Origin of the sequence: Microcoleus sp. B9-D4, assembly GCF_036705105.1 — a bacterium.
In the GTDB taxonomy this organism is placed as follows: domain Bacteria; phylum Cyanobacteriota; class Cyanobacteriia; order Cyanobacteriales; family Microcoleaceae; genus Microcoleus.
This window is the reverse complement of record NZ_JAUBTS010000001.1, coordinates 331,816-346,072: the sequence shown is the minus strand read 5'-3', so window position 1 is coordinate 346,072 and position 14,257 is coordinate 331,816. Positions and strand designations below refer to the sequence as shown.

Below are 14,257 nucleotides of genomic sequence, written 5' to 3'. Positions count from 1 at the left end.
GCATTGACAGCGCCTTCAAGAATTACCTTTTGGTAGTTTCTTTAGAATCCCTGTTGCTTCAGCACAGGGAGTGTCAAAAATCACGCTCTGCAATAAATTTTGTAAGCATCATGTTGTAAGTATCATTAGAGCTTCAGCTATGAACTACTTTCAAAAAACCGCATTATTTATCGGGGTAGCAACTGCTATTAATGGGCTTAGTTTTGCAGCTAAGGCTCAGTTCTGTGCAGACCCTTCTCATACAGCAGCAACCAAAGCTAGACTCGATGAAATTGCCGAGAGTCAAGGGATACCAATCAATAAAGTTGGAAAAGCTTATGAAAATTTTGCACGAGCTACAATTAGACCAGGTACTCCAATTCCAGAGAATTTTAGGTTATTTCCTTCACCCGCAAGGGCAGCAGCCACAGGTGGTGCTACCCGAAATGTACAACCTGATGGAGTTCTTCCACTTGTGTTCGTAAACTTTCCAGCAGGCCCAACTGAAACATATCCTGATAGCGTTTTCTATGAGGTAAAGGCACTGCAAGGAGGTCTCCTCCCCCCTAGTTACTCAGATTATCAAATTCTTGGTTTCATTGATGCGCTCGGTAACAGCCCTGCCAAGACAGCAGGCAAAATACCAGCAATCATTTTTATCACTAGCGCCGATATCAAGCAGATTAGTAATGCTACAGTAGCAGAAGCTTCATTGAGAGGTGTAGCTGTCTGGCACGCTATAGGTTGTGAAATTCCGGGCAGCTTTAATCAGCTTCAACTAGGTGAAGCTTCGCTGAGAAATCCCCAAGTTTACATTTTCCAGCTAACGATTCCAGAAGCAATAGGCCCTGGAATCCCCGGCAGGATTTTCATACCAAATCCGACTTAAATACCCCCTTGATGACTTGGCGGTTGAAACCGCTTTGGGGGTGCAAAATCGAATGTAGCTTCTCAAGTCATTGGATTTTTACCCCCAACTATACAAACGAAGCCCGCCTCTTTGGCTCGCGAGCTAGGACGCTCCTACTAAGGAATAAAAGTGACCCGAAACCCGGATTTTGTATCACCAATTAAAGGTTAATTATTTACTCTTTCATACTTTACTCAATGGTGAAAATCATGTCTATTGAAGAGCGCCGAGGTATTGAATCTATTGACGTAAACCAAAATCTACTTCTCGTTCGCGCTCCTATTGAATTAGTGGCGGAAAAGCTTAGTAGGGCGAGACGCGCGGATGTCTGGGAACGGGATATCTACGATCGCGAAATCGAAATTACGGCCGAAAGCTATATTGTATTTCAGTTCCGAGGACATCCTTGGACGATCGTTGAACAACTGAATTATCAGCCCGGTCACCTTGTATTTGGAGTAGGAGATGCTATCACCCTTTCCAGCTTCCCATCCACTCGCGCCCTCTACTACACAGGTAGCGACACTTGCGGCTATATTGGTTATAACTGCTACGACGGAGGTGCATTTGCAGAGATGCTGTACTTTGAAGCAGAAATGGATCTCCTATTCCTCTCTGACTTTCGTGAGGTCAAAGCTGAGGACATTGACAGTGCCTTTCGCTTTACTTACGCTTTTATGCAGGAGCAAGATATATATATTCCCAACGCACATTACGAAAATGTGAAGGTTGGCGATCGCATTAATTTACGCCCCAAAGGCCCGACGTTAGATGATTTAGTACGCAGCGACTTCGAGCGAGTAGATTATGTAGGCATTAGCTAAAATATGCTCAACTAGAAAATTTCGCCACACCACTCAACCCGCTATTCTTGCGCCCTTTCCCCACAACTTCCTCATCCGCTGCTGCAATTCCATCTAAAGCTCGATCGCCCGCAGCCCCTTCCAACAAGTGAATTTGAAGTTGATCCAACCGCGGCCCGGACACAGAAACAACCGTAAGTTCAACATTTTCGCCCCGCCAAACTTCCCCAGCAGCCGGCATTCTTTGCAACTGATAACTCAGAAAACCTCCAATTGTCTGATATTCGTCAGTTACTGGCAAATCCAAATTCAATATTTGATTCACATCATCTAAATTTAACTGCGCTTGCACTAAATAAGTGCGATCATCCAATACTTGCAAAGCAATTTCTTTACTGTCGGGCGACTCGTAGCTGCGGCCGATAATTTCGGCTATCAAATCGCGCAATGTCACTAAACCGGAAATGCCGCCAAATTCATCAACTACGATCGCAATTTCTTCCGAGGAACTCTGCATCAAAGGCAGCAGTTCCCCCAGCAGCATCATCTCCGGCACAAACCTCACCGAACCCATCCAAGTTACAATTGGCGTGTCGGGAGATAGCAAACCTTCAGCTAGGGGTTTTGCAAGTTGTTTGAAGCCAATAATGCCGATAATGTCGTCTAAAGAATCTCCCGTTACGGGATAGCGGGAATGGTTAGAAATCGCCATTTCGTCGAGCAAAGTTTGAAAAGTTGCCGTCTTGGGAAGTGCGACAATGCTAGGCCTCGGCACCATCACTTCTTCTACCCAAACTTCGCCAAATTCAAACACGTTGTTGAGCAATTCTCGCTTTTCTGCTTCCAAGCCGCTGGATTCGCTGGAAGTAGCTATAATTAATTGCAGTTCTTCGGGAGTAACCGGCCGATGCCTTAGATCGTATTCGATGCCCGCAAACCGCAAAAGCGATCGAGTAGATTGATTGAGAAACGACACAAAGGGCTTGAACAAACGGGCAATCAATAAACTCGGAGGCCCTAAACTTCTGGCTAGCTGTTCGGAATGCAGCAACGCTACAGATTTGGGAAAGAGTTCGCCCAGTACGATTTGCACGTAAGCTAGCAGGAAAAAAGTTACTATTGATATGCTAAAAGAATGGGCGATCGCAGACTTGATGTAAATTGGCAGCGGCAAATAGCCGATCGACATTCTCACTAGCACAGCGATCGTACTTTCCCCAATCCAGCCGAGAGCTAAACTAGAAAGAGTGATTCCCAACTGCATTGTTGAGAGCAATCGCTCAATACTTTGCTGCAAAGATTGCACAGTTAAAGCTGCAACGTCGCCAGCTTCCACTAACTGATTGATGCGCGATCGGCGTACCGTCACCATCGAAAACTCAGCCGCCACAAAAAAAGCATTAATCGCAATCAGCAACAGCACTGACAGCAACCGCGACAGCACCTCTGTCAAACTCATCGCGGGTAAATCAGATATCTCCTGCACTCTCGCCCCTAAAAGTGACACAATGCTCCCTAAAAAAACTTTCTCGATCGAACCTGAGAATCCGTCTGCAGGTTTGGTCTTCTTTTATTTTACTTCGCCACTGGAATGCCAGATATTTGCAACTGAAGTTTTTGACCTGGATAATCTGTCAGCGTCAGCGAAACTTCCTTAGCATTTTCCAGCAAAGCTGTGGGAATACTCACCGTACCGTAAAACACCTGCCCGTTGGGGGGCAGTTCCGACGGCAAATCCTCGGCAGTCGCGCTCAGGGCCCTGCCACGATCGTCAGTGACGTTCAAGAAACTGTAGAGAAACCTCACAGCTTGGGAACCTTCATTTTTCATGCTCACGTCTAGCAGCATGGAATTGTTGCGCTGACTGGCCGCGCTCACTTCCAGAGTTATTCCCCCGTCGCGACTGTTCAGGGGAAACTTGGCGCTGGCATTTTGTGCAGCCGGTTTTTTGGCCGCGGCTGGTTTAGAGCTTGCCTTCTCTGTTTTAGTATTTGCCCCGGCCGTTGTTTTTTCGGGATCGCGACCTTCTACCCGTGCTTTGACGGTGGTGAGAATGTCTTTTTCTTTCAAAATGCTCACTTGGTCTTTGCTAGCGGTCGTTCCAGGCTTGCCGCTGCCAGCATTGTTGCTGGGACGAACATCGGGTTGAGTCGTTCCTTGCAAGGCTTCGCGACCTATAGTAAATCCCCAAACAGAACTCGTCACGCCTGCTCCAAACATCAGAGCCAGCAGAATTAGAGTCAGCACTACCGTCGAATTCACTGCCATTGCCTATAAGTTTATGCCGAGTCGTAGAAACTGCTTTGTCCGGTCGATCGGCTCCAGCACATTGGCTAACAGGCGATCGGGACTCAGCAGATCTAAAGATTTTGATTTTTGTTCTCTAGTTCTAGCACGGACTGGGAAATTATGTTATAATTCATTTTGAGTTAGGTCGAAGAAATCGATTTAACGGCAGTTGGCCGAGCGGTTTAGGCAGCGAACTCATAATTCGCCCCAGGCAGGTTCAACTCCTGCACTGCCGATTTTTAAGAACATAAGGCGCTCCGTGCGCGAAAAACCCCGTTTCTTCCTAGATACTTGGTTGCTCAAGCAAATATCCTTGGAGAAGGCTGGTTTATTGTGCCAAAAATCGGTAACGACACTAAAAAGCCGATTTCTGTCCGCTGCGACTTTGATGATAAAGCGGCTTTTTTTACCGTTTTTGCAGGCGTCACCGAAGTATTGCTGTGAAATAACCCGGTGGATGACCACCCGTGCGTCAAAGACTCTCAATCTTTTTGGGGGGCGTTGCTCCTAGCCCGCCCAAAATATACTAATTTAGTCGAACGGTCAGTTTTGCCCAATCTAAAATCTAAAATCTAAAATCTAAAATCGTATTATCCCTTAATTAACTCCACTCCGTCGCGCCCGTCGAGTTCTTGAACGTAAACCTTAACTTGTTCTTCCTTTGCAGTCGGCAACTTTTTACCCGTAAAATCCGGCTGAATCGGTACTTCTCGGTGGCCGCGATCGACTAATACCGCTAACCAAATTTTCTCCGGCCGCCCGTAATCGTTTACCGCATTCAAAGCCGCTCGAATCGTTCTGCCTTTATATATAACGTCATCTACCAACACCACGGTTTTGCCCGTCAAATCGAAAGGAATTTCTGTTTTAGCCGGTGTCCGCATCGCAACTCGATCCAAGTCATCTCGGTAAAAGGTAATATCCAAAGCGCCCACGGGTACTTTGACTTGTTCGAGGACTTCAATTTGATCTGCCAAAATTTGAGCTAAAGGCACTCCTCTACTATGAATGCCCAACAGCACTAACTCCGAGGGATTCCCTGATTTTTCGACAATCTGGGAAGCGACGCGGGTGAGAGTGCGCCTCACTTCATCAGCAGATAAAATTTGGATAATTTTAGTCATTGGTTGCTGCGAGCTAATTGTTGGCTGTTGGCATATCGAACAATTTGAGATTTGAGATTTGAGATTTGAGATTGACTTGACAGATAAATCTGGGGGTTTGAACTCAAGTCAAAACTTTTTTTGCTGCTGTCGGTGGCGGATCACTGTCTTCTGCTGGACTTAGCCCGAACGGAGGAAAAGCAGATGCTGCGATTGCTTAGCCGATGGCGAACAATGACAGAAATAAGTTATTTATGCCTCTTGGACTGTTCGAGTGAGGTCATAAGTTAGCGGCTCAAACCTAATAAGGTATAAAAAAGCAATGATAGTCCCAACCAAATCAGAAAGCAATACCGAGTTAATTGCAATGCTTGGCAAATTAGCGGCGCTGTGATAGGGTGAATCGGCTCGCCTAACAGCGGTTTGTGTTTGAAAACTCCGCGATAGGAATTAGTACCTCCTAGTTGCACTCCCAAGATGGCGGCGTAAACGCACTCGCTCCAACCGGAATTGGGGCTGGCATCTTTAACAGCATCTCTCTGACAAATTTGCCAAATGTAAATCGGTTTGCCAGATATAAGGGCTAAAGTAATCACTGTTAGCCGGCAAGGAATCCACGTCAGCACGTCTTCTAGTTTGGCGCTAAACCATCCTAAATCAGTGTAGGGCGCTTCTTTGTAGCCGATCGTAGAATCTAATGTGCTGGCTGCTTTGTAAGCGATCGCCAAGGGGACTATAGCACTCCCCCACATCGAGTTAGGATCGATCGGCGAACCGGTAACACTTAATAATAGATGCGGCAGAGCGAACCCAAGTAAGGCATAAAATAGCGGTGCTGTCACACCATCGACTGCATTCTCTGTTACAGTTTCTAACAATGCTCGCAGAATTTCTGGCTCGGATAAGTTTTCGGTATCCCGGCCGACGTAAAGGCTCAACCTTTCTCGCGCCTTGACTAAATCTCCAACATTTAAAGGTGCTAGCACATCCTCTGCTGCTGCCCTCAAACTGCGACCTGCAAAACAGCTTGCCAGCAAAATGGTCTGTATGGCAATACCTAAAAGAGGATGCACCCAACTAGCAGCTTGGACGATCGACCAACTGACAGTATAACTGCCTACAATCAGCCCGATCGCTAGTATTGTACCAGCACCTCGTAGCAGCAGTTTGTGCCGATAGCCAGCGGGACTAGCGCCTGCTTCAGGCATTTTGCCTGCGGGATTATTCCATATATTAAAGACAAGTCGAGTATAGCGGTCGATCGCCCAACCCATCGCCTGCACGGGATGTGGCCAACCCCAAGGATCGCCGATCGAATAATCTAATACCGCAGCTAACATCAAAACAGGAAATTCATCCGGCATCATTATATATTGTGTCAAACTTGATAGTCCGGCCGAGCAGGAGCGATCGCAATGGTAGCGCAGGTTTTAACTACTGCTACCATTGCGGAGGCAAGATTTTTGAGCTGCAATTTTAACGGCTGAGATTACTTTCGTCGCCCAGCAAGTGTACGTTCTGCTCCCAATTAACACCGTCAAAGGGTAGGATCTGAAAGTGTTCAATGGCATAGTCGTCAAGACAGCGGACGTTGACATCGAAATGATCGGGATGCGATCGGGGGCGATAGAACGAGTGAATGCCGCAAATTCGGCAGAAAGTATGTTGAGCAGTTCCTGTATTAAATGTATAGGTGGTCAAAACATCTTCGCCACTGAGCAAGGTAAAACGTTCCGGTGGCACAATGAGGTGCAAAAATCCCTTCTTTTTACAGATAGAGCAGTTGCAATCAGATGCTTCGTGTTTGTCAACGGCGACACGGAAGCGGACAGCTCCGCAGTGACAGCCACCAAAGTAAGTAACAAGTGTTGCGTCCATGTGTGCTTGCTGCCGATCGAATGAATGAACTTACCATTTAAATGATAAAGCTAGTTTCTTCCCCAAGAGCCGCTTGCCAACTGCGGACATCATAGTATAAGTCTTCGAGGGAAATACTGTACAGCGCTTCGGCAAGTTTTTTGTGCAATCGGTTCCACAAACTGAATGTTACCCAGTCCTCTGCTTGCGTCGCGTCGGGAAAATGTCGAGGTAAAGGTTCAATAGTTTCACCTACAGCCTCTAAGATTTGTCCTAAAGAGATTTGAGCGGGCATCCGGGCTAATTGATATCCACCTTGGGAACCCCGAACAGATTGGACTAAACCGGCTCGTCGCATTTCAATCAGCAATTTTTCTAGATACGGAGCAGGTAACTCCTGTCGCTTCGCTATCGATTTCACCGATGTCGGGCCAAAGCGAGGTTGCAAACTTAGATCCAGTAATGCTTTGACACTGTAGTGTCCGCGTGTGGTTAACTTCATGGGATTTTAAGAGCGGGGCAAATATTTAGCTAGCTGATAGCTGATAGCTTATGCTACCGAGTTTAGAGATTGCTCGCACCGGCTGCAGCTACTCCTCAAGAAAGACTGCAGGTTGTTAAAAATATTTAGATAATAGTGGTTAACAATTGAGCCGATCGGTGTAATATGGTTTTACGACCAGCTATAAAGCTAAAGTTTCTTGGTCAAACCAAAAACCAACCGAGAAAAAATCCGTACACCAGTTGAATATTTCAGGACTCAGTAAATGGCTAAAAAGAAAAATATCGAACCCCTTGAAGGCGAAGATCTGATCAAAAAGGTCAAAGACCTAGAGAACCTTACCAAGGAAGAAAAAGCTAGAGCCTGTGGCTACTACACCGTTACCAAGAACGGCGTAGAACGGGTCAACATGATGAAATTCCTGAATGCGCTGATTGATGCAGAAGGCATTCAGCTAGACGGGAAGCAAAACGGCAATGGACGCGGCGGACGCTCTGCCAGCTATCGGATTAGCGTTCAATCTAACGGCAACTTACTGATTGGAGCGGCCTACACCAAACAGATGGAACTCCAGCCAGGAGATGAATTTGAAATCTCTCTGGGACGCAAGCACATTCACCTGCGCCAAATCGATCGAGAAGAAGAAGAATCCTAGGCTTTTACGACTTGCTTTGACTTCTTGCTTGAACAGGTTGGTTTGACTTCAAGCATTGACTGCAAGCAGAGAGTTGGCTCTGAAATCTTTCTGTGAGCCTAAAAAAGTATGGCTTCTATAGATGGCAATGGCTGGACAAAAGCCACTGCCACTACTTTATAGTTTCCGAGAATACCTATTCTCGACCCTCGCTATATCCGTGTGGACAAGCGGGGGATTTTCCGCGTAGCTGTTAAAGAGAAGTTCGGCAACGAGCAGTGTACAAGATGTAACGGATGTAACGCATGGATGTTCACCAAGGGATTGTATAGTGGATTTAACGGATGAATGTTGAGTTTCGATGGTCGAGGTTCCAGGCAAGAAGCAGGTTAGGTTGAGCTACGAAACCGAACAAAGCAAGAAAATGGCGGAGGTATTCTGGGCCAAGAGTGCGTAATACCAGTTTAAAATTTAAAAAAAAGAATGTAACTGTCGGCAAACTCCAAAGCACGAGCTTCCTCATTCATCCCCAATTATTTAATCTAAAATCTAAAATCTAAAATCTAAAATTGTATAAGTCTCGTGCTTGCTCCTGATTGGTGTGTGTGTGGGAGGGGTTTTGAGGGCAAGGAAACACCTCGATCGCCCGTGAGTGAAATTACAGGCTAGAACAGTTAAAGTGTTAGGGAGCAATTAGTCACCAGCCTATGCCGTTGCCCCGATTCGCGAGCAAAACTTCTCAACACCAAATAAAAATCCCCCTGCGTCACCTTCTAGTGGCCTCTTTTGTGCTGCAAATCGTCGCAGCCGTTGGGATTGTCGGGTATCTGTCTTTTCGCAACGGAGACAAAGCAGTCGAAGATCTCGCCGAGAAATTGATCGCGGAGACGGGAAAGAGAGTTGAAGAAAAGCTGATTTCTTTTCTCGAACCTACCCAGTGGGTAAATCAACTTAACGCCTCGGCGATCGAGCGCGGTGAATTAAACTTACACTTAGAAAAGCCGCAGCCTCGGGGAGAGAAGTTCCTCTGGCAACAAATGCGATCGTTTAAAAGCATTCAGTGGATTTCCCTCGGTGCGGAAAAATCAGGAGAATATCTCGGAATTTGGCGCAACCCCACGGATAACAGCTTGCAAATTGTCGTGGCGAACAAGTCTAGCAACTTTCACAGCATTTACTACGCTACAGACAGCCTAGGCACTCGCACCGCTAAATTAAAGGCAGAACCCAGAACCTACAATGCCCGTCTCCGCCCCTGGTACAAAGAAGCTGTCGCAGCTAATAAACCGATTTGGACGAGCATTTATCGGGGTTTTACTTCCGGCACTGTTTTTATTGCTGCCAGCCAACCGATTCGCGATCGAAATGGTAAATTGCTGGGAGTTTGTGCCGTAGACTTTTCGCTCTCGGAGCTTCAGCAATATCTCCATCGCATCAAGCTTAGCAAAACGGGACAAATTTTTGCGATCGAACGATCGGGCTTGCTGGTTGCCACTTCGAGTCAAGAATCACCCTTTAGAAAGATGTCGCGAAAGCAGCAACTGCAGCGGGTGAATGTTTTAGACAGCCAAACTCCTATCATTCGCACCGCAGCTAAATATTTGTACGAACACTTCGGGGGCTTTGGCGAGATTAAGCAGCGGCAGCAACTGAAATTTAGCCGAGATGGGCAGGAATATTTTGTGGAAGTGTTGCCGTTTTCTGATGTTTACGGTTTGAACTGGCTGATTGCGATCGCAGTTCCCGAATCTGATTTCATGGGGCAAATTAACAAAAATACGCGCACTACAATTTTACTTTGTTGGGGGGCGCTGCTGCTATCGACAATTGCTGGAGTGCTGACAGCGAGGTGGGTAACGCTGCCGCTGCTGCGGCTCAATGAAGCAGCTAAAGATATTGCCGCCAGAGAGTTCGATCGCGCTGTTACTGTCAGTAGGCTGGAGGAAGTCGGCGAATTAGCGCAGTCTTTCAACGAGATGGCTGCTCAACTGAAAAAGTCTTTTCAAGCTTTGGCAGAAAGTGAAGAAAAATTTGCCCAACTGGTAGAAAATTTGCCTGTTGGAGTCTCGGCGATGAATCCGGGCGGCGCAGTTATTTTCATGAATTCGGCGGGAGAGCAAATATTGGGTAGGGGAGAAATGCCCGATGCTACCGCACAAGAGCTACCAGAAGCTTATCAAACTTATATAACAGGCACTAATCAACTGTACCCGGCCGAGCAAATGCCGTTTGTGCGGGCGTTGAGTGGCTTCGAGGTGATTGCTGAAGATATGGAAATTCGCCGAGACGGGCAAAATATTCGTTTGGAAGTGCGAGCGCTGCCGGTGTTTGACGGTGGGGGGAATATCCTTTATGTTCTTACTGTTTTTAAAGATATTACGGCTCGCAAACAGGCAGAGCAAATATTGGCTGACTACAACCGTACTCTCGAAATTGAAGTAGTCGATCGCACGAGGGAGCTAGCCTCGATCAATGCCCGCTTGCAGCTCGAAATTGAGGAGCGCCAGCAAGCTGAAAAAATTATCCGTCAAGAGCGCGACTTTAACTTAAAGATTATCGAAAATTCTCCGATTTTTTTTGTGGCGATCGACTCTGATGGTAAAATCCTGCTGGCGAATAACAGTATGCTGGAAGCGGTGGGCTATACTGCCACAGAAGTTGCAGGCAAAGATTACTTAGCTACATTTGTACCCCCAAGCGATCGAGCCGGATTACATTCGATTTTTGAGCGCGTAACAACGCGGGAGCAAACGGTTAACGAACATCGCATTCTCACTTCGGACGATCGGACTTTGTTAGTCGAGTGGCACGGCACACCGGTGCTCGACGAAGGTGGCAGTCTGGATTTCTTGTTTGGATTTGGGATTGATATTGGCGATCGCAAACAAGCACAATTAGCCTTGCAAAAAAGCGAAGCTCTGTTTCACAAATTAGCCAACACTGTTCCGGGAGAGCTTTACATATTCGTGCAGCATCCCGACGGATCAGTCAAGATGGAATATATCAGCCCTCTGTGCCGAGAAATTCAAGAATTAGAGCCCGAGGAAATCCAGAACAACTCTGCTTTACTCTACGAACAAATGCACCCGGACGATCGATCCAGTCACTTCGAGGCAATTGTCAAAAGTGCCACTTATCTAGAACTATTTTCCCACGAGTGGCGGATTGTGACAGCATCGGGAAAACTCAAATGGCTGCAAGGTTATTCTCGACCTGAATTGCGCGAAAATGGAGATATTGTCTGGCACGGCATAATCATTGATACGAGCGATCGCAAACAAGCAGAACAAGAACTCCAACAAGCCAAAGAAGCCGCAGAAGCTGCCAACAAAACTAAAAGCCTCTTTCTGGCCAACATGAGCCACGAATTGCGAACCCCCCTCAACGCCATTCTCGGCTTCGCTCAATTAATGGAACCCAGCGCTAATTTAACTTTGCCGGAAAAAGAAAATATCCAAATTATTCGCCGCAGCGGAGAGCACCTGCTCCAACTGATCAATCAAGTCTTAGACTTATCTAAAATAGAAGCTGGGCGCATGACACTAAACGCCAAACTTTTTGACTTGTACCGCTTGCTGGGGGACGTGCAAAATATGTTTCAAATTCCGATCAATAATAAAAAACTGCAATTAATTATTGACTGCTCTGCCGATGTTCCCCAATACGTAGAAACTGATGATGTTAAGTTGCGACAAGTGCTAATTAATCTATTAGATAATGCGGTTAAATTTACCCACAATGGTTCAGTTATAGTCACTGTATGCTCCAAGCAAGGAGGAATAATTCAGCGTAGAAAAAAAGATTTTTTAAATATTGGGGAAACTCAAGAAAGTATTTTTATTACTTTTGAAATAGCCGATACAGGAGTGGGTATTTATCCCGAAAAATTAGAAAGCATATTTGAATTATTGGTGCAAACTTCATCAGAAAAGCAAGTTCAAACAGGTACGGGTTTAGGATTAAACATCAGCCGCGAGTTCATAAGATTAATGGGCGGCGACATTACCGTCGAGAGCGAAGTGGGACAAGGGACTGTTTTCAAGTTTGACATTCAAGTTGTTACCGCAGTGGGTGCTGGTGAAGTTATCAATAAATATGTTGAAGTCAATGATTTATCGCCGAGTTCAAGTATGGTACAAGAAAAAATATCTGATAGTGCTGCAATATTTACGCTGGACTCCAAGCCGAAAGTCTCCCCAGAATGGACGAGCAATCTAAAACAGGCAGTCCGTGAGGCTGACTTCGACTTGATTGCCACAACTATTGAGGAAATCGGCAGCGATAATGATGTTTTTGCGGAAGTTCTGAGGAATCATCTATATAATTTTGATTATCAAAAAATACTAGATTTGATTTCGGAAATTGAGCGGTAGGTGGCTGAGCTTTCGGGTGGGGCTAAGCTCACCTTATCTATAAAGTAGCTGTTCTGCATAGATGCTCCCCGAACAGTTATTTTAGCTGCTGCCACAAGAGTCCTGGGATGGCATAAAATCCTCGCTCAGATGCTCAATACACTAGATAATTATCATGCTTGATTTGCTCCTAATAATATCATGTCCAGTCGATTACCAGAAATCAGGTAGGGGCGGGTAAACCTGCCAATATCTGCCAATAATTGACAATCTCAAAAACCCGCCCGGCCGGGATAGTATGGTCAATCGCTCGGACATAATATAATTGAGTGTTTGACTTAACTTTTTTGAAGCTAGAGTTAACCCCCCCGATCGCCCTTTTGGTAAGGGGAAATCGAGGGGGTTAACTATTATTTGTCAAGTATCTGAGGATATCAAGCAGGGTTCGCTTCGGCTCGTCTTTGTAGCAGGCGGGCGATTTCAGCTTTTTCTACAAGTCCGACGAGGACACCGTTTTCACGAATGACGGGGAGTTCTTGTACTTTGAGTTGTTCTAGGAGGGTGACGACTTCAAGGAGGGATAATTCTGGTTTGACGGTGGTGGAAAATTCGATCGGCTTCAGGAGTTCTTTCACTAAAACTTCGGGCCAGCGTCCGGTAGGAATGGTTTTGAGGTCATCAAGGTCGATCGCCCCTACCAATTGTCCGGCATCATCTGTTGCCAGGAACCTGCGCCAGGTATGAGTGCTACCGATAACGTAATTGTTGGCAAATTCTCTGAGGGACAAGTCTTGGGAGACGATCGGACTTTCGGGCGTCACAGCATCTGCGGCTGTCAATCCTGCCAGTTGATTTTGGACTGTGGCATATTGTGCAGATTGACCGGCATTTTGCAGTAAGAACCAACCGATTACTAGATTCCAAATATTTCCGAATACGCCTGTAGCAATGGCAATCCAACCAATTATTTGACCGACGCGGCTAGCAAAAATTACACCTTTGTAAGGGTTGCCAGTAATTTTCCAGACGATTGCTTTGAGGATGTTGCCGCCGTCGAGGGGCAAACCGGGAATTAAGTTAAATAAGGCTAGAACTAAGTTGATGGAAGCTAAAAGTCCGACGATGGCGGCTGCGGGGCCTGTGAGACCAGCACCGATGCCGATCGCTGTTAACAAACCGGATAACAATAAGCTGACCAACGGGCCTGCAATGGCTACCCAAAATGCTTCTGCGGGGGTTTTAGATTCTCTTTCTAAATTAGCCAGTCCGCCAAACAGAAATAGCGAAATCGATTTCACGCCAATTCCCTGTTTAATGGCTACCCAACTGTGTCCTAATTCGTGGGCTAAGACGGAAGCAAATAACAGTAACGCTGTCAATAATCCCAGCATCCAGGGCGCTACAGGGCCCAAGGTGGGAAACAGGGCAGCTAATGCGCCGCCGTACTGCCAGGTTACTAAACCCAGAACTAAAAACCAAGATGCGTTGACAAAGAAGGGAATCCCAAACAGGTTGCCGACGCGAAATGTACCGTTCATAATGGCTACCTCTGATTTTACGAATGAGAGGTTTTTCTCTCTGTCTCCTTATCGTAACGAAACGTAACGGCGATGTTAATGTTTCAATTAGGGTGTTATCCGTCTGTGGAGGTTCGGTTTGCTGAATAATTACCGCCGACTGCCGTTTGGCCCGCCAAGGGTTAAAAATCATTATCTCAAAACGGAAGTTTTTGCTATGAGGCTTGAGGAGGATATCTTTTTTAATTTTCTGTTTTAGTTTTCAGCCGGTTTTAACTCAAATCTTGCACCATTGTCAGCAACAGGCAAGA

At 46.2% G+C, this 14,257-nt stretch carries 12 protein-coding genes and 1 tRNA gene; 6 read left to right on the top strand and 7 right to left on the bottom strand.

Annotated features, from left to right (window positions below; all coding sequences use genetic code 11):
• Nucleotides 1-139: 139 nt before the first annotated feature.
• The gene (locus QUB24_RS01400; RefSeq protein WP_015179402.1) at nucleotides 140-868 is read left to right on the top strand and encodes a hypothetical protein; all 729 of its coding nucleotides are present in this window, start codon (nucleotides 140-142) and stop codon (nucleotides 866-868) included.
• 230 nt (nucleotides 869-1,098) lie between these two features.
• Nucleotides 1,099-1,713, top strand: coding sequence for a hypothetical protein (locus tag QUB24_RS01395; protein ID WP_041622800.1), 615 nt, complete (start codon nucleotides 1,099-1,101; stop codon nucleotides 1,711-1,713).
• Between the two features lie 7 nt (nucleotides 1,714-1,720).
• Here QUB24_RS01395 and QUB24_RS01390 read toward each other — a convergent pair whose 3' ends face one another.
• Complete coding sequence (locus QUB24_RS01390; RefSeq protein WP_333149880.1) at nucleotides 1,721-3,199, bottom strand: hemolysin family protein; 1,479 nt, start codon at nucleotides 3,197-3,199, stop codon at nucleotides 1,721-1,723.
• Between the two features lie 68 nt (nucleotides 3,200-3,267).
• Nucleotides 3,268-3,960: a hypothetical protein gene (locus QUB24_RS01385; RefSeq protein WP_333149878.1), complete on the bottom strand. Its 693-nt coding sequence runs from the start codon at nucleotides 3,958-3,960 to the stop codon at nucleotides 3,268-3,270.
• Between the two features lie 184 nt (nucleotides 3,961-4,144).
• Between QUB24_RS01385 and QUB24_RS01380 the strand changes: the two genes are divergently transcribed.
• Nucleotides 4,145-4,217, top strand: a tRNA-Ile gene (locus tag QUB24_RS01380).
• 55 nt (nucleotides 4,218-4,272) lie between these two features.
• Nucleotides 4,273-4,425, top strand: a complete 153-nt coding sequence (locus QUB24_RS01375) for a hypothetical protein (RefSeq protein ID WP_333149876.1) — start codon at nucleotides 4,273-4,275, stop codon at nucleotides 4,423-4,425.
• Between the two features lie 146 nt (nucleotides 4,426-4,571).
• Here the strand turns inward: QUB24_RS01375 and pyrR are convergent, their stop codons facing one another.
• From pyrR to QUB24_RS01355, 4 genes are all read right to left on the bottom strand, one after another.
• Entirely contained in the window at nucleotides 4,572-5,105 is a 534-nt protein-coding gene (pyrR, locus tag QUB24_RS01370) for a bifunctional pyr operon transcriptional regulator/uracil phosphoribosyltransferase PyrR (protein WP_333149874.1), read from the bottom strand.
• Between the two features lie 266 nt (nucleotides 5,106-5,371).
• Entirely contained in the window at nucleotides 5,372-6,451 is a 1,080-nt protein-coding gene (cbiB, locus tag QUB24_RS01365; protein ID WP_333149901.1) for an adenosylcobinamide-phosphate synthase CbiB, read from the bottom strand.
• A gap of 109 nt (nucleotides 6,452-6,560) precedes the next feature.
• Nucleotides 6,561-6,962 carry a GFA family protein gene (locus tag QUB24_RS01360; protein ID WP_333149872.1) on the bottom strand — a complete coding sequence of 134 codons (402 nt, stop codon included), beginning with the start codon at nucleotides 6,960-6,962 and terminating at the stop codon, nucleotides 6,561-6,563.
• Nucleotides 6,963-6,999: 37 nt separating this feature from the next.
• A complete protein-coding gene (locus QUB24_RS01355) occupies nucleotides 7,000-7,443 on the bottom strand; it encodes an Rrf2 family transcriptional regulator (protein ID WP_333149870.1) in 444 nt (147 codons plus the stop codon).
• Nucleotides 7,444-7,708: 265 nt separating this feature from the next.
• On the opposite strand from QUB24_RS01355, the gene QUB24_RS01350 reads away from it, so the two are divergent.
• Both QUB24_RS01350 and QUB24_RS01345 read left to right on the top strand, forming a co-directional pair.
• The gene (locus QUB24_RS01350; RefSeq protein ID WP_015179394.1) at nucleotides 7,709-8,098 is read left to right on the top strand and encodes an AbrB family transcriptional regulator; all 390 of its coding nucleotides are present in this window, start codon (nucleotides 7,709-7,711) and stop codon (nucleotides 8,096-8,098) included.
• A 767-nt stretch (nucleotides 8,099-8,865) separates the two neighbouring features.
• The gene (locus tag QUB24_RS01345) at nucleotides 8,866-12,450 is read left to right on the top strand and encodes a PAS domain S-box protein (RefSeq protein WP_333149868.1); all 3,585 of its coding nucleotides are present in this window, start codon (nucleotides 8,866-8,868) and stop codon (nucleotides 12,448-12,450) included.
• Between the two features lie 413 nt (nucleotides 12,451-12,863).
• On the opposite strand, the gene QUB24_RS01340 is transcribed toward QUB24_RS01345, so the two are convergent.
• Nucleotides 12,864-13,967: a site-2 protease family protein gene (locus tag QUB24_RS01340; RefSeq protein WP_333149865.1), complete on the bottom strand. Its 1,104-nt coding sequence runs from the start codon at nucleotides 13,965-13,967 to the stop codon at nucleotides 12,864-12,866.
• Nucleotides 13,968-14,257 lie beyond the last annotated feature (290 nt).